We start from the raw sequence: 22,021 nt of genomic DNA, 5'->3' as shown, positions 1-22,021 counted from the left end.
GAGACGGAGTCCGGGTGGAAACGGCTTCCCGACGTTAGGGTTCGGTAAATGCTTGTACGACAAGGGGTTTTGCTCCGCGCGCGTGAGCGGAGAGAGGCCAGCCGTTGCCCGCGGTTTCAGGCTGCGGCTGGGACCAGAGAGCTAAAGCGTCGCCGAGACGTTGTCGGCGGCCGGTTGAGATTGCCGGGGTTCGGCGTTGGGCGCCGGCTGGCGCGGGCTGCGTCCGAGGCGGCGTTCGACGTCGAGGATGCGCAGTGTCGTGTCGATGACGGTATCGGGGTTGAGGCTGATGGAGTCGATGCCGATTTCGACGAGATATTCGGCCATGTCTGGGTAGTCGGACGGGGCCTGCCCGCACAATCCGGAGTGGATGTTGTTGCGGCGGCATCCCTCAACCGCCAGGCGGAGCATTTGCTTGACGCCCTCGTCGCGTTCGTCGAAGTCGAAGGCGACGATCTCGCTGTCGCGGTCCACCCCCAGGGTGAGCTGGGTAAGGTCATTGGATCCGATGGAGAACCCGTCGAAAAGTGGGGCGAAGCGGTCGATAAGTATGACGTTGTTGGGGATTTCGCACATCGCGTAGATCTGCAGGCCGTCCTCACCGCGCCGCAGGCCCAACTCGGCCATCCGTGCCAAAACGGTCTCGGCTTCGACCACGCGACGCACGAATGGCACCATCAAGATGACATTGGTGAGTCCCATGTCTTCGCGTACCCGCCGCATTGCCCGGCACTCCAACGCGAAGCCTTCGGCGTAGGCGGGGTGCGCGTACCGTGACGCGCCCCGGAAGCCGAGCATCGGATTGTCTTCGTGGGGTTCGAAATCTGTGCCGCCGATGAGGGTGGCGTATTCGTTGGTTTTGAAGTCCGACATGCGCACCACGACCGGTTTGGGCCAAAACGCCGCGGCGATGACGCCGATCCCTTCGGAGAGGCGCTGCACGAAGAAGCTTTGGCCATCGGGGTAGCCGCGGGTGAGCTGGGCGATGCGGTCGCGGGCGGCGGGGTCGCTCACCCGATCCGGGTGGAGCAGGGCCAGCGGATGCGCGGTGATCGATTCGCTGATGATGAATTCCATGCGGGCCAGTCCCACTCCGTCGTTGGGCAGGAATGAGGTCTTGAACGCCAAGTCGGGATTGCCGAGGTTGATCATGACCTTGGTGGCGGGGCGCGCGATTTCGGTGATCGGGCTGCGGTTGACGTGGAAGTCGAGCTGGCCGCGATAGATGCGTCCGACCTCGCCGTCGGCACACGACACGGTCACCTCCTCACCGCTTGCGATGTGCTCGGTGGCCTCACCGGTACCGACGACTGCCGGAATGCCCAGTTCGCGGGCGATGATCGCCGCATGACAGGTCCGTCCGCCGCGGTTGGTGACGATGGCGGCCGCGGTTTTCATGACCGGTTCCCAGTCGGGGGTTGTGGTGTCGGCCACCAGAACCTCACCGGGCGCGAAGCTGGGCAGCCCGGCCAAATTCGCGATCACGTGGGCGGGTCCCGAAGCGATCTTGTCGCCCACCGCTCGGCCTTCGCCGAGGACCTCGCCCTTGGCATCGAGCACGTAGCGTTCGCCTGCCGCGGGGGCATGCTGGGAGGCAACGGTTTCGGGCCGGGCCTGTACGACGTAGAGCTGGCCGTCGACGCCGTCCAGCGCCCATTCCATATCCATGGGCCGTCCGTAATGGTTTTCGATCGCGATAGCACAGCGGGCCAGCTCGAGCACCGCGGTGTCGTCGACGCAGTAGCGGGCACGGTCGGCCTCCGGGGTGGCGATATTGCGCGTGGTGTGCTTGGTGTTGCCCTCGACAAACACCATCTTCACCGTCTTTTCACCGCGTCGGCGGCGCAGCACCGCGCGGTGCCCGCGGGCGAAAGTGGGCTTGTGGACATAAAACTCGTCGGGATCGACCGCGCCCTGTACGACGTTCTCCCCGAGCCCGTAGGAGCCGGTGATTAAGACGACGTCGCGGAACCCCGATTCGGTGTCGAGGGAAAACATCACCCCGGAGGCGGCCAGGTCGGAGCGCACCATCTTCATCACCCCGACGGACAGGGCCACTTTGAAATGGTCGAAGCCCTGGTCCATCCGGTAGTGCACGGCCCGGTCGGTGAATAGGCTTGCCAGGCAACGGCGGTAGGCATCGAGCAGGCTCTGCTTGCCGCGGATGTTGAGGTAGGTGTCGTGCTGGCCGGCGAAGCTGGCGGTGGGCAGGTCCTCGGCGGTGGCCGAGCTGCGCACTGCCAGGCTCACCTGCTCGCCATACTCCTGCTGCAGGCGCTGGTAACCGGCGAGGATCTCGTGCTCGATCGCGGCGGGTAGGGGGGCGCCGTAGACGATCTCGCGGGCCTGTTTGGCCCGATGGGCGAGCCCCGCCACGTCGGCGGGGTCGAGATCGTCGAGGGCGGCGTGCAGGGCGCCCCACGCGCCGGCGGCATCCAGTGTGTGCCGGTAGGCGTCGGCGGTGACCGCGAAGCCGTTCGGGACCCGTACCCCGGCCGGAGATAGCTTGCGGTACAGCTCGCCCAGCGACGCGTTTTTGCCGCCCACCAGGGGCACGTCGTGGACGCCGAGTTCCTCGAAGAACCGCACATAGCTGGCTTGCTTGGACTTCGTCATGATGGTTGTTCCTCCAACTCGTCGAGCATGCGGGCGGCGCGCAACCCGAGCCAGGTGTCGCGCAAAGTGGACACCGCCTCGTGGCGCGCTCCCAGACCCCCGTCGGGCCGTTGCAGCAGGGCCAGGCTTGCGGCGATTGCGGCGGGATAGCGAGGGATCACACCGAGCGCGGCGGCTAGCTCCTGGCCTCCCCACAGCGCCCCGACCGTGGTTACTTGCGTATCGGGGCACAGCCGCATCCCGATAGCCGCGTCCTCACAACCGTGCAGGAAGCCGACAACCCGGTCGCGATCCGGTGGACTGCTGCTGGCACGTCGCGCCAGCAGCATGGCCACCGCGGTGGTCTCCAGGTCCGCGCCGGGCCGCGCCCAGCCGCCCCGCGGGTCGGCCGAGGCGGCGAGCAGCTGGGCCACACCGGCGCGTTGTCCGGTATCGAAGTGCAGCAACTCCGCGAGGCGCAGTGCGCCGTCAAGGGCCGCGCGCCAATCTTGGGTCGTGGTTCGTCGCGCATTCAGCAATCGCCGCGCCCAACCCGTCAGCCATGCTTTCGGCGAACGACGCGGGGACAAACCCAACAGCTCCAGCGCCCGCAGCGCCGCCCAGCCGATGGTCAGACTGGCGTAGCCGCCATCGTCGTCTTGTGCGCCCCTCAGCCAGCGACCGGTTACGTCGGGTTGAGGAGGTTCGACGCCCAGCAGCAGTAACGATCCCAACGCCGCCAGCGTGTCGGGCGTGTTCGGCTCCTCGACGCCCCATCGGGGTGTGCGATAGAAGCAGAATCCACCTTCAGGGGTCCGCCGACTCAACACATACCTTGCCGCGGCCCGCCAATCGAGCATGACAAGGCGGGTTTCGGAGGTAGGCACCTTCGTCATCGTGCGACGATCGGGCGGTCGCGTTGGTGCTCGTCCAGCACACGCCTGTCTTGCTTCGGCATGGCTACATCGAACGTTGCGGCGGCCGGCGGCCGATAGGGTCGAATGTCACAGCCGCCCAGCGGATGCCGCCGACGTGCGGTGCCGCCTTCGCGGGCGGATCGGGCAAAGCCTTTCGCCAGCTTTACGCTCGCGCCTGCCACTTCCGCTCCGACACAGCCGTAAGGCGGCAGCCACCGGGGTGTTCACCCGCCCGGGTTCGGTGTGTAAAGTCGCTACTACATGCAATAAGTAGACGCAATAAAGCGATGGAGCTCGCTATACGCGCCGTTGTCCGGGCAATCCGGCCGGCTAGATGGCGCTAATGGCTTCTACCCGTGGGTTGTCGACTCGTGCGACCCACCCCTACAGGGTAGGAGCTGGTCATGGGCAGCGCCGAGTTTCTGCAGGTCCTGCAGAGCGCGGTTGTGATCGCGTTGGCTCCGTTGTACTCAGGGGTGTTGGCACGCGCCGAGGCGATCGTGGCGTCGAAGCGGGGCCCGAGCGTTCTGCAGCCATATCGCGATTTGGCGAAGTGGTTACGCAAGTCCAGCGCGGTCAGCGATCAGGCTTCATGGGTGTTCCGCGGTGCGCCATTCGTGGCCTTCGCTTGTTACCTGACCGTGTCGGCGATCGTCCCGATCATCACCAATGAGCCGTTGCCGCTTGCCTTTCTGGCCGATCTCATCGGCGGCGCGTTTGTGCTCACGCTGGCGTCATTCGTGATCTCGCTATCGGGTTTGGACACCGCCAGCCCCCTCGGCGGTTTGGGAGCGAGCCGCGCGAGTTGGATAGGCAGCCTTGCCGAGCCCGCACTAATCCTGGTCTTCTTCACGGTGGGCGCCGTTTCAGCCTCGGACAACCCCTATTTGATGAATCACGCGGTCGCCGACTCTCCCTATGTGCTCGTGCTACCCACCCATCTACTGGGGACGGTCGCGTTTTTCCTGCTTGTCCTGGTGGAAAACGGGCGCATCCCGATCGATAGCCCGACGGGTTCGATCGAGATCTCAATGATCGAGGAAGGCCGGGTGCTCGAATACTCGGGCCGGTCCTACGCCCTGGTCAAGTGGGGCTCCTGGATGAAACTGCTGCTGCTGTCGTCGATATTCATGAACGTGTTCGTGATGCCTTGGGGCCTCGGCAATGCCACGACGATCGGCGGCGGCCTGATGGCGATTCCGGCGTTATTGGGCAAGCTCGCGATTTGCGGGCTTTTGATCGTCGTCATCGACACGTCGTTCGCCAAACTCCGGTTCTTCCGAATCGCCGAATTCCTCGGTGCCTCATTTCTTTTAGCTCTGGTCGGCATCGCAACCTCGTATGTGATCGGAGCATGAGCATGGAGAGCCTGACGGCAACGTCGACCGCGGGTGTGTTACTCGATCTATGTGGCGTGTTGATGCTGTTGTGCGCGTTTGCATGCCTGGGCTCGAAGCTGTTCAACCGGTACCTCACCTATTACGGCGCACAGTCCTGGCTGCTCGCGATCGCCTGCGGAGTGGTTGCCTATAGGTTCGGCCGCATTGAACTGTGGGCCCTGGCCGTAATCACGTTAACGGTCAAGGGCGTTGGGATCCCGCTAGCCGCAAGGCGGCTGCTGATCGAGCGGCTGGAACTTAAACGTGACGTCGCGATGTCCACTGGATTGTCGACGGCCATTATTTTCGGCGGTGCGCTGACCGCGTTCTCTTACTTGGTGACTCGGCCGCAGCTGCTACCCAAGGGGCTGGTGGCATCCGCGGTGGTCCCGCTGTCAACCGCGATGATCCTGCTCGGCTGCGAAGTCATGGTGGTGCGGCGCCACACCGTCGCCCAGCTGATCGGCTGGCTGCTCGTGGAGAACGGGGTGTTTCTGGGCGCGATTACGCTGGTGGCAACCTTTCCGTTCATTGTCGAAGCCGGGGTTTTTCTCGACATCGTCGCCGGCGTACTCATCATGGTTGTTTTTGTCTCGGGCATGACCCGTCAGCTGGCCGAGGCGAGTTCGGCCGAACTCAGGGAGCTGCGGGGATGACCGCGCTCGTGGTCCTGATCGCGTTGTTGCCGTTGGCGACCACGGCGACCGCCATCGCCGGCGCAAAGGCACGGGTAGCCGGCTACACGGCTATTGCCGCGGGCTGCGGATCGCTCGGACTATCAATCTGGCTGCTCCTGTGGATCGGCGGCCACCGTGTGCTGTCGGCCCTGTCGGGCTTCGTCTATGTCGACGGATTGAGTGCGTTCTTCTTGTTCACCGTGGCCGTGGTCGTGTTGCTTTCTTCGCTTGGATCGGCAGCTTATCTTCGGGCACAGGAGAATTCGGGGCTGCTGAGTTCATTCCAGGTGCGGATGTACTTCGGATTCTTCGGCGCGTTCGCCGCGCTGATGCTGGCGTCGCTCAGCACAGGAAACCTGGGCATGCTGTTCGTGCTGATCGAGGCGAGCACGCTGGCCAGCGCCGCGCTGGTCGGTTTGGAAGCACAGGCCAGTTCGCTGGAGGCAGCATGGAAATACATCATTATCTCCTCGCTCGGTGTCACCATCGCACTTGTCGGCACCATGTTCCTCTTCTACTCCGGCACCGGCCTGGCACTGACCGACAACCTCAGGTTGACCTGGCCGTACCTGTTCCAGCACGCATCCGAATTAGCCCACCCCGCACTGAAGTTGGCATTCCTGCTGGCCGTGGTGGGATACGGCACCAAGGTGGGGCTGGCGCCGATGCACACCTGGTTACCGGACGCGCACTCCGAAGCCCCGAGCCCGACCAGCGCGATGCTATCCGCGGCGCTGCTGAACACCGGAATGTATGCGATCATCCGCTTTCTGGCTATCGCCCGCACGGGCCTCGGCACCCACTACGTGCAGGTGGTGATGCTCTCGTTCGGGTTTGCTTCGGTCCTTATAGGAGCGCTATTCCTGGTCACCACAACCAATTTCAAGCGACTGTTCGCCTACTCATCGGTCGAGCATATGGGAATCATCGCGATCGCGCTCGGGTTCGGTGGGCAGCGGGTGCTGGCAGCGCTGCCGATTGTCACGGGCCTCACCGCACTGCTGGTGCTCGGCCTGTGGATCCCCACTGGGTTGCACACCGTGATCCTTGGATCAATCGGAGCGTTGACGTGACCGGTATCGACGCCACTACGTGGCAGGCCACCCTGCCCAGCCGGACACGGATGGTCCAGGAAGACAAGGTTTTTCGTGTCGACGTCCCAATCAGCGAGCTGCAAGCCACCGTACAACAGCTGACCGCCAGCGCCCGTCTCGCCGACATGTTCGCCGACCACGGACCCGGCGCGGACCCGATCTTACGATTGACGTGGGCGCTCGACACAGAAGCGCATCCCTATCTCCTGACCGAAACACCTTGTGCTACAGCTGAGTACCCCTCGTTATCCGTCATCGAACCAGCGGCGTTCGTGGAGGAATGCGAGATCTACGAGCAGTTCGGGCTGCGCCCCGCCGATGGCGGCCCGCTGAACCGAATCGCGCTGCCACCCCATGCAGGAGCCGAATTCCCCCGCTTGGGCCGAGCGCCCACCCATGAACCCGCCGATGTCCGCGCCCCGCACACCGTCGGTGGGGCCGCGTTCGAATTCCCATTCGGGCCGGTACGCGCGGCCGGCTTCGAGTCGTTGTACTACGGCCTGGTCACAAGCGGCGAGGAGGTGGTCGACCTCTACCTCTTCACCTGGCACAAATACCGTGGCATCGAATGGCGATTGCGCGGAATGACGCCGCGGGAGGCGCTGTTTCTTGTCGAACGGGCGGAGGGCCTGTCGGCGGCTTCACATGCGTGGGCGTTCGCCGCCGCCATCGAAACGGCGCTCGGCATCTCGGTCTCACCTGCCGCCAGCCGGATCCGTGCCGCGGCAGTGGAATTCGAACGGATCTACAACCACGTCGCCGCGATCGCCGCATTGTGCCAGTCCACCGGCCTCGCGGTTGGCCAGGCGGGTAGCGAAATCGTGCTGGAGCAGCTCTTGCGGTTGGCCGCACGATTCTTCGGACACCGGTACCTATTCGGTGTCGTCGATATCGGGGGCGTCGCCCGCGGGGTCGACCTTAGGGGACTCAGCGCCGAAACCCACATGGCCTGTGCCGATTTGCGACGCGTCACCGACGCGTTGAACAGCACCAACTCGTTCCTCGACCGCTTGGAGGCGACGGGTGTCATCACCACGGCGCAGGCCGGTTCGCTCGGTCTCGTCGGTCCGGTGGTGCGCGCGAGCGGCATTGCCCTCGATACGCGCCGCGATCACCTGCAGCCACCGTATGACGACCATCCGGTGCAAGTTGCGCTTGCCAGCGGCGGCGACGCGCGGGCCCGGTACCGAGTGTTCTTGGCCGAAATCGACGAGGCGTTGCGGCTGATCGACGAACTCGCCATTCCGGATTCCAGCGTCGGTTGTGAACCGGCGCCGATTCCGCAGCGGGCCGGATCCGGCCTCGGCTGGGCGGAATCGCCACGAGGCGAGGCGCTGGTGTGGGTCGAACTCGGTTCCGACGGGCGAATTCTTCGGTGCAGGCTGCGGCCTGCGGCGGTGCGTAATTGGCGCGCCTTCGGCGACGCGGCACGCTCCCAGAACGTTTTCACCGACATTCCGATCATCGAGGCCAGCTTCTGGCTCACCGCAGCCGGGAGGGCACGCTGATGGCACTGTGGTTCCTTCGTGGATTGCGCCGAGGCGTAGTGACGACTCGTTACCCGCGCGGGGCGCCGGAACCGTGGACACGTGAGTTGCCCAGCCCACCGGTGTTCGACGCCTCGCCGCTGGATACCGGCGTGGCCGACCGGTTGGTCGCAATGTGTCCGAGTTCCGCGCTGCGACGCGACGACGACGTTCTGATCTATGACGTCGGCGCCTGCACCTCCTGCGGCCGCTGCCTGGCGGCCGCACCCGCCGTCGTGCGCCCCAGCGGGGTTTTCGAACTGGCCGCTACCGCCCGCGAACAGCTGATCAAACACATTGGGTTGCGTAAATCGTCCCCGCCGGAAGGACTCTCATGACGGAAACGGTGGCCGTGGTGCCTGATTGCGCGGTTGCCACGGCGGAATCGAAGCAGCTCCTGATATTCGTCTCGGCCCCGACGGGTTGTTAACCCCCCGGCAGCAGTTATAGGAGCCACCAATGCTTTACGAGTTCTGGCAAAACTTCATCCACAACTTATTCAAGCCGCTGTTGTTGTTCTTCTATTTCGGCTTCCTGATCCCGATCTTGAAGGTGCGGTTTGAAATCCCGTACGTGATCTACCAGGGACTGACCATGTACCTGCTGCTGGCCATCGGCTGGCACGGCGGCGAAGAGCTCGCCGAAATCAGCCCGTCGAGCATCGGACGCATCGTCGGATTCATGGTGGTGGGCTTCGCCTTGAACTTCCTGATCGGCATTATCGCCTACTTCGTGCTCAACCACGTGACTGCCCTGCGGCGGATCGACCGGGCGACGGTGGCCGGGTATTACGGATCGGACTCGGCGGGGACCTTTGCCACCTGCGTGGCGGTGCTCACCAGCGTCGCCATCGCCTTCGACGCCTACATGCCCGTCATGCTGGCCATTATGGAGATCCCCGGCTGCCTGGTGGCGCTGTATCTGGTGGCTCGACTGCGTGCCCGGGGAATGGATGCGGCAGGGAAGATGCCGGATGAGGCGGGCTACGCGACGCCGGCGACCGTGGGGGCGGGGCCCGGCACCGCCGCGCGGCCCGCTTACGGCCAGAGCCTGCGATCCCAGCAGGAACATCAGACCGGGCACGAGCCGGAAACCTCCCCGGAACAACGCGAGCATCCCGAGGGAAACCCCCTGGGCGGAGATGCCGCGCGGCACAACACCACAGCCACGCTGCGGGAGGTCTTGCTCAATCCCGGGCTGTGCCTGCTGATCGGCGCCGTCATCGTCGGCTTCATCAGTGGCCTGCAAGGCCAAAAGGTGATCCACGACGACGACACCTTTTTCGTGTCGGCGTTCCAGGGCGTCCTGTGCCTCTTCCTGCTTGAGATGGGCATGACGGCCTCCCGCAAGTTGCGCGACCTACGGTCGGCGGGACTCGGCTTTGTGCTATTTGGTCTGCTCGCACCGAATTTCTTTGCGACGCTGGGTATTCTCGTCGCCCACACCTATGCCTACTTGACCGACACGGCGTTCAAGCCCGGAACCTACGTGCTGTTCGCGGTGCTGTGCGGTGCGGCGTCTTATATCGCCGTCCCGGCGGTGCAGCGACTGGCGATCCCGGAGGCCAGCCCGAGCCTGCCTCTCGCCGCATCGCTGGGCTTGACGTTTTCCTACAACGTCACCGTCGGGATTCCGCTCTATATCGAGATTGCCCGGATCATCGGGCTGCACTTTCCGTAACCACAAATCGCCACGCAGGGAGGGCTTGTCATGACGGCGGCAACAAGCACGGTGCGACGGGACTCGGCGGCCGAGGATCTGCGCCGTAGCGTGCGCAAACTGTTTGGGCGTAGCCTGCATATCCGCACCGTTGACACGGGCTCCTGTGCGGTGTGTGAGCAGGAAATACGGTTGCTCGCGGCGCCCCACTACGATCTGCACCGGCTGGGATTCTTTTTTACCCCGGCCCCGCGTCACGCCGACATTCTCATGGTGACCGGGCCGGCCGTACGAGCGTTCGACGTGGCGTTGCGCAAGACCTACGACGCCACGCCCGAACCCAAGCTCGTGATGGCCGTCGGCGCCTGCGCGCTCGGCGGGGTTTATCCCGCAGACCCGATCGCCCACGGCACGCTCGACGCGGTACTCCCCGTCGATGTATACGTGCCGGGCTGCCCACCCAGTCCGATGGCGCTACTACAGGGACTGATGGTCGCGGTGGGTCGGCTTGCCGAGAAGGTGTCCGCAATGCCCTTCGTGGATCAAGGTGAGCTGCCGTGATCGAATGGGTTATGTTCGGCGCCGCCGCAGCGTTGTGGGTCGCGGCCACGGCGACTGCGTTCGTCCCAGCACACGGTCCGGTGCGGCTTTCGCCCGCCCTGGGTGGTGCGGGTGGCTTGGCCGCGCTCATCGGCGGGGTCAGGCTGTTGCTCATGCATCCCGGGTCGGTGTCTAAGACGTTGGGCGGCAACGACATAGTCGGCGCCTTGACGCTGCGGCTCACGCCGCTGGCCGGTGTGTTCGTCGCGGTGCTGGGCGCCGTCGCGATCGGAATCGCCTGCTATGCGCCGCGATACCATGCCGTGGGCCGGGGCACGTCGCTGTACCTCGCGATCTACCATCTCGCGCTGCTGGCCACGCTAACGGTACTGATTGCGGGCACAGTCGTGGTGTTCCTGGTGGCATGGGAGTCGATGGCGTTGTTGTGCTATCTGATGATCCTGCGCCATCAACGCCGCGAGGGGGTTGCCGCGGGCGCGTTCTGGTTCCTCGCACTTTCCGAGGTCGGCTTCGGGCTGATCGTCGCGGCATTCGTGCTTCTTGCCGCCGATGCGGGCAGCACAGATTTCGCGACGATTGCCATGCGATCGGGGCACGTCTCGCCGGGGTCTCGTGACGCGATATTCCTGCTGGCGCTCATTGGTTTCGGGTTCAAGGCGGGCTTGGTACCGCTGCACGTGTGGTTGCCGGAGGCACACCCCGTGGCACCCGCCGACGGTTCCGGATTTCTGTCCGGAATGGTGGTAAAGCTTGGCGTCTACGGCATCCTGCTGTTCGCCACCGAGCTGCTCGGTGCGGGTCCCGCATGGTGGGGTCTCATAACCATGGGCCTGGGCGCGCTCACCGCGGTGCTTGGCATCCTGTACGCGCTCACCGAACGCGACATCAAGAAGTTCCTTGCCTATTCGACGATCGAGAACGTGGGAGTTATCGCCATCGCAATTGGAGCCGGGATGACCTTCACCTCCTACGGGCAGCCGGTATTGGGCGCATTCCTGCTGCTTGCCGCGCTGTATCACGTTGCTAACCATGGCCTTTACAAGACGCTACTGTTCTTGGAGGCCGGGGTGATCGAGCACGCCACCGGCACCCGCGACATGGATCGGCTCGGTGGTCTGGTTCACCGGTTGCCACGTACCGCGGTGATCAGCATGATAGGCACCCTCGGAATTGCGACGTTGCCGCCGCTGAACGGTTTCGTCTCCGAATGGCTGATCTTCCAGGGACTGTTTCAGGGTTTTCGGATACCGAGTCATCTCGTGGGCATCTTGATCGTCGTGGCAGCGGCCTGCCTGGGGCTAACGGGAGGCCTGGCCGTGTGCGCCTTTGTGCGCGCGTATGGTATCCCGTTCCTAGGCATGGCGCGGACCAAAGATGCCGCTGCCGCCGAGGAATCCGGACAGCCTGTGCTCGGAGCCGCACTCTTGGCTATGGGGTGTGTGGCACTCGGGGTGGGGGCACCTTTAGTGATCACGGCTCTCGGACGTGCCGTCCACACCGTTACCTCGGTCAACCTGCTGCCGCGGGTGATGGTCGATAAATTGACCATCATTCCGGCGAACACGGATTTTTCGGCGTTCTCCCCAACGTACCTTGCGGCATTCATGGTTGCCGTCTTGATCGTGCCGGTCATGATCCATGCCGTTGGACGCCCGAAGGCGCCAAGTCGGCGGACCCCGGTGTGGGACGGTGGGATCGTCACCTTCAAACCGCGAATGCAGTACTCGGCCATGACATTTGCCGCGCCCGTACGGGTGACATTCGACCGCCTATATCAACCGACGGTCACCCTGCAGCGAGCGTCCGACGAGCCCGCCGGGAGGTCCGGGCCGGTGCACTACGAAGCCGAGGTCACACCGCTGTTTCAACGTTACTTGTATCGTCCGGTCATAACCGCCGTGCAATATTGCGCGCGTCTGGTGACCCCGATCCAATCGGGCGATGTCAACTTGTACCTGCTCTACGTATTCCTCGTCGTCCTAGTCGCCTACCTGCTGGGGGCACTTGGCAGCGGATGACGGTGCACACCGATACGAGCAGTCGCTGTGGCGGCGTACTGATGATGAGAGGATACTGGCGCCGATGGCTACCGACGTAACCGTTCTGCGGGTGTTCACCGACATCGACGGCAGATTCGGAAACCTGCTCGGCGTGATTGACGCCGCTGCAGTGCCAGACGCGGACCGACAACGCATTGCGACCCAATTGGGTTATAGCGAAACAATTTTCGTCGATCTTCCGAAGCGGGGGAATGCTACGGCCGAGGCTCACATCTTCACGCCGGCCATTGAATCGCCATTCGTTGGCCACCCCGCCGTGGGAGCGGCTTGGTGGCTGCGTGACCGTGGCACACCCGTTCGAAGCCTACGGCTCCCGGTCGGCATCGTCGAAGTCGATTACGCCTCAGAGCTGGCGATCATCCGGGCATACGCCGAATGGACTCCTGAATTCGTGATGCATCAACTGATCTCGCCTCAGGATGTCATCGATGCTGACCCCAGCGACTATTCCGACGACTTCCCGCACTATGTATGGGCTTGGATCGACCGAGACGCCGGGCGCGTGCGCTCCCGCTCGTTCGGACCCGAGCTTGGCGTGCAGGAAGACGAAGCCACCGGCGCCGCGGCAATACGCATCAGCGAGTACCTCAGCCGCGATCTGACCATCACCCAGGGCAAAGGGTCACTGATCCACACCCTGTGGAGCCCGAATGGCTGGGTAAGCATCGCTGGTCGTGTCGTTCGCACAGGAGTGGCGCACCTAGCCTGACCGGCCGGCACATATTTTCAGATTGCGGGAGCGCTCTCCACCGCTCAGCCGGACCCTACAGTTTCCCGGCTGACGTCGCGATTCGAAGCGATGCCGAACACCCGCCGAAACGAGTCCTCGCCGTAGCTGGTGGGTTCCGGTTGCCCCGGTTCCAATCGGAACGTCCGCACACCATCGGGGCGGCGCTGGGCTCGCAGGAACAAGTAGGCCGGATCGTGTCGCGAGCTGAGGCTATGCGCGAGGTCGTACAAGTGCGTGACGAAAACCACTTTCACCCCGCTTTCGACCATGGCCCGCACCACGTCTCGCGCGATTTGCGATCCTTCCCGCTCGTTCGTCGCGGCAAACGACTCATTGCACAACAGCATTGACGCCGAGCCGACGAAGTCGGCGATGTCGCTCATACGGGCAAGTTCTTCGTCGAGCTTGCCGTGGGTGTGGGTGTCGTCTTCTTCGCGCTTGAAGTGCGTGAAGACAGCGTCTCGGACGTTGGCGCGAAACGATGTGGCGGTGACAAACATGCCGGCTTGCATCATCACCTGCGCCGCGCCCAAGCTGCGCAAAAACGTGGACTTCCCGCCTTCGTTGGCGCCGGTGATCACGATCAACGACTTCGCGTCGCCGTCGACGTCATTGCCGGTGACCCGCTTACCGGCGGTCAGGCACAGTCCCACGTCGCGCAGGTCGCGGCAGCAGAGCTGTGGCGGGCCGATCGGTGTGGGAATCGGAAAGCAGGTGGGCACACCGGCTTTGGTGAGCTGATCGTAAAGGTTCGCGCAGGCCAGGTAAAACCCCAGTTCGGTGCGCAGCCGGCCAAAGAACCCCTCGACGTGATCTGCAGATCGGGTGACCGTATTGGCAATGTCGTTGATGGCCCGCCCGGCTAACTCGGTTAGCGCCTGCGCGCCGGTTTCGTCGCGCTCATCAACAACGAAGCCGCAACCGCTGCTGCGGTTTCCGGTCAATTTGTCCCACCAATTACGGCGAGGTGGCTGGTGAAGGAGATAATCCACGCCCTTGTTACCCATTCCGAGCGCGGCGCTGAGCAGAACACCTCGCGGAAGATGCAACTCGCGAAGGTCCGCGTCGAGCTGCTCGAGGTACTCGTCGCCGATCTGCTCGCCAATCATCGCCAACAGCTGCCGAAACCCCGGCGAGCGAAATCCGTTGGCATGCTCATCGCACAGGCTGCGCAATTGCCGGAGGTTGCCGACCAGCAGTTCGAGAATCCGAACGGAGCGACGCAGGATGGCCTGTGGGTCGCGGGACATCAAACCGCCGAGGAACACCTTGCGCCGAACTTCGACACCGTCGACCGCGACGTCATACATCCGCTGCACCGCGGCACGATTGGCCAGGCAATCCGCCAAGACTTGCTGACGGTAGACGATGACGTCGGGATCGACAACCGCCTGTGGCACTATCTTTTTGGCGGTGTCGAGCAAGAATTCGTCGCCGGCGGCCATCGCTTTGTAGATCCGCCGGAGCTCGAGATCGTCATCGACGAGATTCTGCAATGGCCACGGAAGCCGCGGCGCTAGGTCGGGGTCGTGAACGGGGTGTAGCAGTCGAACCTTCATTGGCTGATCCTCCGCCCCAGCGCCTCGTAGCTGAGGCCGTACTTGTCGGCTAGTGCGGCGGCATAGGCCAGGCCGTCCGCGGGTCGGCGGGTGAACTTGAATGTCCGCCGAGTTGGATCATCCTGGGCCACTTCGCCGACCATGCTCACACACGCCGGATCCAGTGTGGACAGCTCGTCGAGGAAGCTGACGTAAACCGCGACGCAGCGCAGCTGGATGATTCGTTCGAGCACCTCACGGCCGATCAACAGGGCATCATTGACGGTGGTCGACGAGAAGCTCTCGTTCATGATGATGATACTCGCATCGGTTGCGCGCGAAAGGATGTCATGAATCCGTACCAGCTCGTTGTCGAGCTTTCCGTGCAGCGTCGACAGGTCTTCCTGCCTTTCGAAATGGGTGAAGATCTGATCGGGCAATGTCAGTCTGGCGTCGCTGGCGGGTATCGGGCACCCAATCGAGGTGAGATAGGCGCATTGGCCGATGGTCCGGGCGAAGGTCGTCTTACCGCCCTGGTTCGGACCGGTAACCACGAAAATCCGCTCGGATTCCGTCAGGTGAAAGTCGTTGGTAACAAGGCGTCTTTCGTCTTGCACCGCGTTGATTGCCAGCGCCAGGTCGAAGGCGTCCCGGGCGTCCACGACGCCCGGCTCCTGGGTGACACGCGGATAGGTGAACGCTAGCCCGGCCGCGGTGAAGCGTTGGACGAACGCAAGGTATGCCAGATAGAACTGGATCTCGTGCTCAAATCTGGCGACGACGGGTTCGATGAAGTGTTCGTATCGGCGGCAGAAGTCACCGAGCAGCGTAAAGACCTCCGGATGAAGTTCGGCGACGCATCCGAGGATCTGCTCCTCGATATGGTTCATGTCTTTGAACTCCGGAAGGGCGACACGATAGTCCTTGCTGGACTCGGTGGCGAAGCGTTCGAATGTCTCGGCAACCGCCGAGCTGTAGTCGTTTTGGCCGTCGAACTTTTCGACGTGGACCCGAAGGCCCTCGATGTGCACCGTGTATCGCACTTTGCGCAGCTGGTCCCGCATCGATTCGGTGTCGGCCACCAGCGTGGTGAACGCTTCGCTGGTGACGTAGCGGGTTACGTGTTCGCCGAAGTTGCATAGCCCCCGCGAACGCGGCCGGACGTGGGCGAGATCGTCTCGCAGCAACGCCACCGTGTGGCAATAGCTTTCGATCGCAGCGACCAGCCAGCCCTGTCGCTGTAGCCGATGCCAGGCGTTCCTGGCCACGTGAAGCCGGCCCCGCATCGCGCGCATGCCCTCGACGAAATTCTGTATCGGTGACCGTGTTTCCTCGTTTTCGAGATCACGGAAGACCTGCTGGCGGTACTCCACCGTAGGCACGTCGTGCAGGGGCGTGTAGAAGATGCTTGCGATATCACTGTCACCATATCCAGCCGTAACCGCGGCGACGATCTGGTCGAGATGGAGATCGGCCAAACAATCCGGTGGTGGTATGTCGGCACCCCTCATACCGTCGACATCCGGACCAAGGATGCTGGTAAAGCCCGCCATTACCCTCACCTGCCTTCTACCGCGCGTCGTTCACGTGGTAGAAGCCATCAGCCGGTGCGGCAGTTAAGGCGAGCTTCATCGCCTTGCTCCATGCTACCCGCGATCACTGGGTTCGCGCTTGTCAGATTGGGTCCCTTACGCGGTCGCGATCGCGTTGGCCGCCTCCGTGGCCTCGTATGACACGGCGCTGGCCCCCAGCGTGGACACGAACTGTTCGTGAATCGCCGCGGCTTGCGCCGCCATCGCCTGATACATCTGCGCGTGTACCGCGAATTGCATGGCCGTCAACGCCGACACCTCGTCGGCGGCGGCCGGAATCACCCCGGTCGTCGGGGTGGACGCGGATGCGTTCGCGGCGGTCATGATGGAACCGATGGTGGCCAAGTTGCCGGATGCGGTGGCCAGCAACTCCGGTTGTGTAGTCACAAATGACATGGCTTCCTCCCTTGGTTGTGATAGCTCCGAACATGGTCGGATGGCGCTTGGTTGCGTGTCGGCGGCGGACTTCGGTAAACATGTTGCGGACAAACAGCATTCGATGAGTTTGCCAGGATAGGTCGACGGGCGGCGGGTTGCTTGGCCGACGGCCGGGGCAGCTCGCAGAGCGAATCGACGCGACCCGCGCACGCAGCGGACGGGCAAACGATTCTCGCGAAAGCGTCAGCGCCAACAATTGCGCCGAGACGGTGCGTCAGCTCGCTCACCCGGCATGTCATCTAACTCACCTGCCTTCTACCGTGGGTCGTTCACGCGGTAGAAGCCATTAGCCCGGTGCGGCAATCTTGGCGAGCCTCATCGCCAGACCGCCAATGTTACCCGATGTTCAAGTTATCGCGCAAAGAGCCTGGCGAACTCGTCGTCAGCGGGTCATCATGGGACAAGGCGGTGGGGCTCGCCGAAACCGCGGACGTCGCCGATGGCCCCTGGACGGCAGCAGCCAGGGAGAACGCATGTCCAATCCAACGTCAACGGGGTTCTGATGAGTTCGCCGTCGCGGCCGATCAGAAATCCGGCGCAGTTCGACGTCACGTTCTGGCTACCGCCCGGTGGCACTGACAATGGGGTCTTCGCGACTTACTGGGCAGAGTTGGCCGATCTGCAGTCCAGCGACATCGGTCCCGTACTGGCGCTACTTGCCGACGCCGACGTCGGCGGCTACGTGGCGACTCCGGGCGGCCAATTCGGCCGGCGTGCGCATTCTCCGATCCACCGCCTGTGGGTGGATTCGCTGCAGTATCACCGCGCGGAAGACGTTCTCATGGCCTACCTGAACCGCAGAGACCGCACAGACGAGAGTCAGTCGGCCACAACGTCATAGGAGTCCACCCGCCAGACTCCATCGACCAGGCTGAGCTGGTTCCAGCACGCCGTCCGCTGGCCGATGTGGTCCAGCGAGGGATCCAGCTGCTCCAGCAAGGTGGTGTTGAACGCATCGTGTGACACCAGGACGACGGGTCCCGGCCCGAGTTCGTCCACGAGCTCGAAGAACGCTCGTCGTGCCCGCTCGGCGACCGCCGCTCGGCTTTCCACGCCAGGTGCGGAATCGACACTGCCGTAACGATGTTCGACATCATCGCGACGAAGGCCGGTCATGGGCCCATAGTCGCGGTCGTTGAGCCGGGCATCAATCGTGACCGGAACGCCGGCGGCAGCGCCGATTGCCTGCGCGGTCGCCACCGCCCGCTGCAGCGGGCTGGAGACCACCGCGGTGGGATGTCGGGCGGCCAGCGCACCGGCGAGCCGGGAGACTTCGGCGATGCCGACCTCATCCAGCGGCGGGTCGCTGAGCCCGCGCAGACGCCCCTCGGCGTTGAGCGCGGTGCGGCCGTGCCGGGCCAAATAGACCCGACTCACGCTGCCCGCGTTCACAGGCTGTCCGCGAACTCGGGCACCACCGCAACCGGGCGTGTGCTGTGGCGCAACAGGTTTCGCGCCACGGTGCCGGTCACAATGTGGCTCAGGGCCGGAACGATTCCGTGCTGCGGCCGGCCGACCACGATCAGGGTCGCGGAGCAGTCATCCGCGGTCTTGAGAAGCGCCTTAACCGGATCGCCGTTCAGAAGGTGATAGGTCCACGGCACATGGGCGGCATCGAGGGCTTCCCCAACATGCTGGCGCTCGGCGTCGAGCCTTTTCTTGGCAGCTTCGGCCGACTCGGTCGAGGTGCCGGAGATGGGGCTATCTGCCATGTCCACCACGTGGACGACATGGACAGGCACATTCAGGGCGCCGGCGAGTTCAGCGGCAAAGAGCACCGCCGCCCGGCTGGCCGGGTGGCGGTCGTATCCGACGACCAATGCCATGGCGGACTCCTTGCCCACAGCTTGCCAGGTAACACAGGAGCCATCAGCCGGGCCGGCGGTTCGGGCGGGCTGCCCAGGCGGAGATCCATCGCCTCGGTACAGGCTAGCCGCTCGGCCCGGGTGGGGACCAGCGTCAACGCGATTGACCCGGCCTGAAAAAGCCGCGTAGCCTGGACCGAAAACAGGCGGTGGGGCCCGCATCCTGCAATCAAGGGATTGCCCGGCGGTTGCCAACGGTCCCTGGGAACTGATCAGCTCCGGTTGTGCGGCGTGCCAGCGAGGCACGTCGCCAATCGGAAATCGACCCAGGAGGCGACTATGAATCGAGTACAACTGCCATCGCGCCTGCCGTCCCCTGGCCAACTGCTGGCGCACTCGGTGCTTTCCCCACCGTCCCGTATTGCGATCGCGGGCGACTGGCATGCCGACACCAAATACGGCGTCGCCGCGATCGAACATGCCGCCAAGCGTGATGCGACGGTGCTGATTCACCTGGGTGACTTCGGCTACAACTTCACCGACGACTATCTGGATTCGCTCGATGATGCGCTTGACCGCTGCGGCATCGTCTTAGCTTTCGTCGACGGTAACCACGAGAACTTCGATCGGTTGTTAAGCTGGCCCGTCGATGCCGACGGCTTGCGGTACCTGCGCGAGCGCATCGTCCACTTGCCGCGAGGATTTCGATGGCAGTGGGCGCAGACCAGTTGCTTGGCCCTCGGTGGCGCCTATTCCATCGACCGCTTTCTGCGCAAGCCCGGACAGTCGTGGTGGCCCCAGGAGTGGCTCACGTCGCAGCAAGCTCGTGACGCCGCGGCCGATGGACCCGCGGACGTGATGTTCTGCCACGACTGTCCGGCCGGCATCACGGTTCCGGGCGCCGCCCGCGACCGGTTCGGGTTCCCGGCACGAGAGCTGCGGCGTTCCGAGCTTTACCGGGCACGGTTGCGGTCCGTCGTCGATGCGGTTCGTCCAGCCCGGCTGTGGCACGGGCACTTTCACCACCGCTACCAATCCGTACTCTGCGGTGACGGATATCGCACTGTGGTGGACGGTTTGGGCAAAAACGGCGGTCCGATCGACAACAACATGGTGGTGGTCAATCTGGCGGAGCTGGGCGTTCATCGGCTCAGCACCAGAGACCCCGCCCGACCAGCGTCTTCCGACTTGACCAAGCGAATCGCCGTTGGTTAACTGGCATCGGCGATGGCGCCCGCCGGGAAGCACACTTTCGAACCGCCGTAAGGCTGATGGCACCTGCGAACGCAAGGAGTCGCAGGTGGTTTGTGTCCTTTGTCGTGCCAGCCCGGTGCTCTCGGCGGCGCCGTGATGAGATCGGTAGATGACTCGTTGGTCGAATTGCGTTGCGCTGTAGCGATCGTCCGCAGGGATGCGGTGCTGCTGTTGCAGCGCGATCTGGGAGACTGGGTGCTGCCTGGCGGTCGTCCCCGTCCGCACGAGAGTATGGGCTCATGCGTGCGGCGGGAGGCTCGCGAAGAGACCGGCCTGGATGTCCAACCCGGTGGCTGCGCTCTCGTCCTGGAGGTCAACGACCCCACAACTCGTCGACGGATCGTCGAATTGGTCTTCCTCGCAGACAAGTTCGATTCTGGAGCAGAGATAACGGGTGAGCCGGGGCGGTGGCCAATGTGGGTGCCTTGGGAAGACATGAAGGACGTGGCGCTGCATCCGCCCATCGGCGGTTTCCTCCGCGAGCTATCGCGAGGGGACGGTAAACACGCCCGTTATCTGGGCAACTTGTGGCGCCCGGGGTCGATTATCTGATGACAACACTGCCATTGCCGGTCATCCAGGGGTTGCAGGTGATCACCGTCGCCGGTGGGGCGCCGGGAGTCAGCGGCTTCATCGCCTGGTTCGAGGCGCGTCTTCAAGGTCGTCGCGGGCCGCGGATCCTGCAGCCGTATTTCGACCTCCTAAAACTCTTCGGGAAGGAGACGCTGGCACCGCACGGCGCGGGTCCGTTTTTCCGGCTGGCACCGCTGGCATCCTTCGCCTGTTACCTCACCGTTCCGATGCTGATCCCCGTGCTCACCAGTTACGCGTTGCCTCTCGGCTACATGGGCGACATCCAAGGCGGTGGCCTGATTCTGGCATTCGCCAGCTTCCTGGTGGCGGCCGCCGCCGCCGAAACCGGCGACGCCTACGCGCAGTTGGCGTCCAGTCGTGCCAAGACGTTCGCGGCCATCACCGAGCCGGTGGTGCTGCTCGTGGTGTTCACGGTGGCGTTGATCACGACGACCGACCTGCCGTATGTCCTGGGAGCCACCGTGCGCAGCGGCCCCGACCAGATCGTGCGTCCCGCCCACCTGTTGGCCTCCGCAGCGCTGTTCCTGGTGATCTTGTACGAGACCGCACGCATACCGGTCGAAACGCACACCGGCACAACAGAATTTGGGATGATCGAAACGGGACGCCCGTTCGAGCATTCCGGACCGGATCTAGCCCTTCTGCATTGGGGCGCCGCGGCCAAGCAATTCGTTCTGTATGTGATCTGGCTCAATGTCTTCGTTGCCCCGTGGGGGATGGCGTCAACTACCGACGTCACCGCGGTCGGATTGGCGATCCTCGCGCTATTGGGTAAGGCCGCGCTGCTGGGTTGTATCGTCGCCGTCATCGACAACAGCTACGCCAAGCTGCGACTGTTCAAAATCACCGAATTCGTCTCGGCCGCCTTGCTGTTGGCGATCCTGGCAGTATTCACCCTGTACTTGGGAGGCGGCTGATGATCGTTCTGGCGACCACTGAGTCCGTTCCGACCGTATACGAAGGCATCGCAAACACGGTGGCGCTGATCGTGCTGCTGCTGGAGTTCGGAATGCTGCGCGCCGCGCTGCTGCGTGGGCAAGTGCGCCTATACGCCGGGCAGTCGCTGGCCGTCAGCGTATTGGCCGCCGTCGTCGCATTCGGGCGCGACGTCCCCGAACTGTATGCGCTGGCGGTTCTTTCGCTACTGCTGAAGGTAATCATCGTGCCCCTTTTGGTGGTGGGCCTGCTGCGCGAGGCGAACGAAGAGATCGCCGGCAGCGGCGCGCTTGGGGTGGCGAACGAGGTACTGATCTCCATCGCCGTGGCGGCGTTCGGGTTTTTCGCCGTCGGTGTGCTCGGCATCCATTCCCGCGTGCTGCCCACGGCCGCGCTGAGCCTGTCGGTGGCCGTGATCTTGGTGGCCTTCATCCTGATGATCGTCCGGCGCGACGTCGTCAGCCAGGCAATCGGGTTCTTCTCACTGGAAAACGGGGTCTCGCTGGCCAGCCTCGTGGTCGCCGCCGGGATGCCGCTCATCCTCGAGGTCGCGTTCTTATTCGATCTGTTGGTCGCGGTGGTGGTTTTCGGGGTGTTGATGCGCACCCATCACCGACGAACACAGTCACTGTCCACCCAGACACTTGACCGGCTGCGGGGATAGCC

21 protein-coding genes and 5 riboswitches are annotated in these 22,021 nt (G+C 63.8%); of the genes, 14 read left to right on the top strand and 7 right to left on the bottom strand.

Going from position 1 to position 22,021, the window contains the following annotated elements:
• Positions 1-141: 141 nt before the first annotated feature.
• Together ppsA and K3U93_RS00735 are read right to left on the bottom strand one after the other, a co-directional pair.
• Positions 142-2,616 (bottom strand): phosphoenolpyruvate synthase, encoded by a 2,475-nt coding sequence (ppsA, locus tag K3U93_RS00740; RefSeq protein ID WP_083008873.1) that lies wholly within the window; start codon positions 2,614-2,616, stop codon positions 142-144.
• Entirely contained in the window at positions 2,613-3,491 is an 879-nt protein-coding gene (locus tag K3U93_RS00735; protein ID WP_083008870.1) for a prenyltransferase/squalene oxidase repeat-containing protein, read from the bottom strand. The genes ppsA and K3U93_RS00735 overlap by 4 nt, the downstream gene beginning before the upstream one ends.
• Positions 3,492-3,916: 425 nt before the next feature.
• Here K3U93_RS00735 and K3U93_RS00730 point away from each other — a divergent pair, with 425 nt between their 5' ends.
• From K3U93_RS00730 to K3U93_RS00690, 9 genes are all read left to right on the top strand, one after another.
• Positions 3,917-4,870, top strand: coding sequence for a respiratory chain complex I subunit 1 family protein (locus K3U93_RS00730; protein ID WP_083008868.1), 954 nt, complete (start codon positions 3,917-3,919; stop codon positions 4,868-4,870).
• Between the two features lie 2 nt (positions 4,871-4,872).
• Positions 4,873-5,547, top strand: coding sequence for a hypothetical protein (locus K3U93_RS00725; protein ID WP_071512714.1), 675 nt, complete (start codon positions 4,873-4,875; stop codon positions 5,545-5,547).
• Between the two features lie 8 nt (positions 5,548-5,555).
• Entirely contained in the window at positions 5,556-6,641 is a 1,086-nt protein-coding gene (locus K3U93_RS00720) for a proton-conducting transporter transmembrane domain-containing protein (RefSeq protein ID WP_176219864.1), read from the top strand.
• Positions 6,638-8,170, top strand: coding sequence for a hydrogenase large subunit (locus tag K3U93_RS00715; RefSeq protein ID WP_083008863.1), 1,533 nt, complete (start codon positions 6,638-6,640; stop codon positions 8,168-8,170). The genes K3U93_RS00720 and K3U93_RS00715 overlap by 4 nt, the downstream gene beginning before the upstream one ends.
• 38 nt (positions 8,171-8,208) lie before the next feature.
• Positions 8,209-8,526: a hypothetical protein gene (locus K3U93_RS00710; protein WP_139796728.1), complete on the top strand. Its 318-nt coding sequence runs from the start codon at positions 8,209-8,211 to the stop codon at positions 8,524-8,526.
• Between the two features lie 121 nt (positions 8,527-8,647).
• Positions 8,648-9,868 (top strand): sodium-dependent bicarbonate transport family permease, encoded by a 1,221-nt coding sequence (locus tag K3U93_RS00705; RefSeq protein WP_083008857.1) that lies wholly within the window; start codon positions 8,648-8,650, stop codon positions 9,866-9,868.
• A gap of 30 nt (positions 9,869-9,898) precedes the next feature.
• Positions 9,899-10,408 carry an NADH-quinone oxidoreductase subunit B family protein gene (locus K3U93_RS00700; RefSeq protein WP_083008855.1) on the top strand — a complete coding sequence of 170 codons (510 nt, stop codon included), beginning with the start codon at positions 9,899-9,901 and terminating at the stop codon, positions 10,406-10,408.
• Positions 10,405-12,426 carry a proton-conducting transporter transmembrane domain-containing protein gene (locus tag K3U93_RS00695; RefSeq protein WP_083008854.1) on the top strand — a complete coding sequence of 674 codons (2,022 nt, stop codon included), beginning with the start codon at positions 10,405-10,407 and terminating at the stop codon, positions 12,424-12,426. The genes K3U93_RS00700 and K3U93_RS00695 overlap by 4 nt, the downstream gene beginning before the upstream one ends.
• 64 nt (positions 12,427-12,490) lie before the next feature.
• Entirely contained in the window at positions 12,491-13,177 is a 687-nt protein-coding gene (locus K3U93_RS00690) for a PhzF family phenazine biosynthesis protein (protein WP_083008853.1), read from the top strand.
• 44 nt (positions 13,178-13,221) lie between these two features.
• On the opposite strand, the gene K3U93_RS25780 is transcribed toward K3U93_RS00690, so the two are convergent.
• The 3 genes from K3U93_RS25780 to K3U93_RS00675 all read right to left on the bottom strand — a co-directional run bounded on the left by K3U93_RS25780 (position 13,222) and on the right by K3U93_RS00675 (position 16,724).
• Entirely contained in the window at positions 13,222-14,643 is a 1,422-nt protein-coding gene (locus K3U93_RS25780; RefSeq protein WP_491562392.1) for a MutS-related protein, read from the bottom strand.
• A gap of 110 nt (positions 14,644-14,753) precedes the next feature.
• Positions 14,754-16,289: a MutS-related protein gene (locus K3U93_RS00680; protein WP_083008849.1), complete on the bottom strand. Its 1,536-nt coding sequence runs from the start codon at positions 16,287-16,289 to the stop codon at positions 14,754-14,756.
• 31 nt (positions 16,290-16,320) lie between these two features.
• Positions 16,321-16,381, bottom strand: a riboswitch (Fluoride riboswitch).
• Positions 16,382-16,424: 43 nt separating this feature from the next.
• Positions 16,425-16,724 (bottom strand): PE family protein, encoded by a 300-nt coding sequence (locus K3U93_RS00675; protein ID WP_083008846.1) that lies wholly within the window; start codon positions 16,722-16,724, stop codon positions 16,425-16,427.
• A gap of 312 nt (positions 16,725-17,036) precedes the next feature.
• Positions 17,037-17,098: riboswitch (Fluoride riboswitch) on the bottom strand.
• A 63-nt stretch (positions 17,099-17,161) separates the two neighbouring features.
• Positions 17,162-17,222: riboswitch (Fluoride riboswitch) on the top strand.
• A 46-nt stretch (positions 17,223-17,268) separates the two neighbouring features.
• Here K3U93_RS00675 and K3U93_RS00670 point away from each other — a divergent pair.
• A complete protein-coding gene (locus K3U93_RS00670) occupies positions 17,269-17,607 on the top strand; it encodes a hypothetical protein (RefSeq protein ID WP_083008844.1) in 339 nt (112 codons plus the stop codon).
• Here K3U93_RS00670 and K3U93_RS00665 read toward each other — a convergent pair.
• Together K3U93_RS00665 and K3U93_RS00660 are read right to left on the bottom strand one after the other, a co-directional pair.
• Entirely contained in the window at positions 17,586-18,143 is a 558-nt protein-coding gene (locus tag K3U93_RS00665; RefSeq protein ID WP_071512810.1) for a histidine phosphatase family protein, read from the bottom strand. The two genes, K3U93_RS00670 and K3U93_RS00665, sit on opposite strands and share 22 nt — an antisense overlap.
• Positions 18,144-18,154: 11 nt before the next feature.
• Positions 18,155-18,592 carry a universal stress protein gene (locus K3U93_RS00660; protein WP_071512811.1) on the bottom strand — a complete coding sequence of 146 codons (438 nt, stop codon included), beginning with the start codon at positions 18,590-18,592 and terminating at the stop codon, positions 18,155-18,157.
• A gap of 27 nt (positions 18,593-18,619) precedes the next feature.
• A riboswitch (Fluoride riboswitch) is annotated at positions 18,620-18,694 on the bottom strand.
• Positions 18,695-18,910: 216 nt separating this feature from the next.
• On the opposite strand from K3U93_RS00660, the gene K3U93_RS00655 reads away from it, so the two are divergent.
• From K3U93_RS00655 to K3U93_RS00640, 4 genes are all read left to right on the top strand, one after another.
• Positions 18,911-19,786, top strand: a complete 876-nt coding sequence (locus K3U93_RS00655; protein WP_083008839.1) for a metallophosphoesterase family protein — start codon at positions 18,911-18,913, stop codon at positions 19,784-19,786.
• A riboswitch (Fluoride riboswitch) is annotated at positions 19,786-19,859 on the top strand. (Overlaps the previous gene by 1 nt.)
• 62 nt (positions 19,860-19,921) lie before the next feature.
• A complete protein-coding gene (locus K3U93_RS00650; protein ID WP_083008836.1) occupies positions 19,922-20,377 on the top strand; it encodes an NUDIX hydrolase in 456 nt (151 codons plus the stop codon).
• Positions 20,377-21,336 carry a respiratory chain complex I subunit 1 family protein gene (locus K3U93_RS00645; protein WP_083008834.1) on the top strand — a complete coding sequence of 320 codons (960 nt, stop codon included), beginning with the start codon at positions 20,377-20,379 and terminating at the stop codon, positions 21,334-21,336. The genes K3U93_RS00650 and K3U93_RS00645 overlap by 1 nt, the downstream gene beginning before the upstream one ends.
• Positions 21,336-22,019, top strand: coding sequence for a hydrogenase (locus tag K3U93_RS00640; protein WP_071512727.1), 684 nt, complete (start codon positions 21,336-21,338; stop codon positions 22,017-22,019). Before K3U93_RS00645 ends, K3U93_RS00640 begins: the two co-directional genes overlap by 1 nt.
• The last annotated feature ends 2 nt before the right edge of the window (positions 22,020-22,021 follow it).

It is taken from the genome of Mycobacterium malmoense, from assembly GCF_019645855.1.
GTDB lineage: Bacteria > Actinomycetota > Actinomycetes > Mycobacteriales > Mycobacteriaceae > Mycobacterium > Mycobacterium malmoense.
The sequence above is the reverse complement of the archived record's forward strand: the minus strand, read 5'-3'. Positions and strand labels throughout refer to the sequence as shown.

Bases quoted from the DNA above. Each gene is read 5' to 3' on its own strand.
- K3U93_RS25780 (WP_491562392.1), bottom strand. From the start codon at position 14,643: ATGGCCGCCGGCGACGAATTCTTGCTCGACACCGCCAAAAAGATAGTG.
- K3U93_RS00650 (WP_083008836.1), top strand. From the start codon at position 19,922: ATGAGATCGGTAGATGACTCGTTGGTCGAATTGCGTTGCGCTGTAGCG.
- K3U93_RS00700 (WP_083008855.1), top strand. From the start codon at position 9,899: ATGACGGCGGCAACAAGCACGGTGCGACGGGACTCGGCGGCCGAGGAT.
- K3U93_RS00735 (WP_083008870.1), bottom strand. From the start codon at position 3,491: ATGACGAAGGTGCCTACCTCCGAAACCCGCCTTGTCATGCTCGATTGG.
- K3U93_RS00690 (WP_083008853.1), top strand. From the start codon at position 12,491: ATGGCTACCGACGTAACCGTTCTGCGGGTGTTCACCGACATCGACGGC.
- K3U93_RS00705 (WP_083008857.1), top strand. From the start codon at position 8,648: ATGCTTTACGAGTTCTGGCAAAACTTCATCCACAACTTATTCAAGCCG.
- K3U93_RS00675 (WP_083008846.1), bottom strand. From the start codon at position 16,724: ATGTCATTTGTGACTACACAACCGGAGTTGCTGGCCACCGCATCCGGC.
- K3U93_RS00645 (WP_083008834.1), top strand. From the start codon at position 20,377: ATGACAACACTGCCATTGCCGGTCATCCAGGGGTTGCAGGTGATCACC.
- ppsA (WP_083008873.1), bottom strand. From the start codon at position 2,616: ATGACGAAGTCCAAGCAAGCCAGCTATGTGCGGTTCTTCGAGGAACTC.
- K3U93_RS00640 (WP_071512727.1), top strand. From the start codon at position 21,336: ATGATCGTTCTGGCGACCACTGAGTCCGTTCCGACCGTATACGAAGGC.
- K3U93_RS00730 (WP_083008868.1), top strand. From the start codon at position 3,917: ATGGGCAGCGCCGAGTTTCTGCAGGTCCTGCAGAGCGCGGTTGTGATC.
- K3U93_RS00655 (WP_083008839.1), top strand. From the start codon at position 18,911: ATGAATCGAGTACAACTGCCATCGCGCCTGCCGTCCCCTGGCCAACTG.
- K3U93_RS00725 (WP_071512714.1), top strand. From the start codon at position 4,873: ATGGAGAGCCTGACGGCAACGTCGACCGCGGGTGTGTTACTCGATCTA.
- K3U93_RS00670 (WP_083008844.1), top strand. From the start codon at position 17,269: ATGAGTTCGCCGTCGCGGCCGATCAGAAATCCGGCGCAGTTCGACGTC.
- K3U93_RS00660 (WP_071512811.1), bottom strand. From the start codon at position 18,592: ATGGCATTGGTCGTCGGATACGACCGCCACCCGGCCAGCCGGGCGGCG.
- K3U93_RS00680 (WP_083008849.1), bottom strand. From the start codon at position 16,289: ATGGCGGGCTTTACCAGCATCCTTGGTCCGGATGTCGACGGTATGAGG.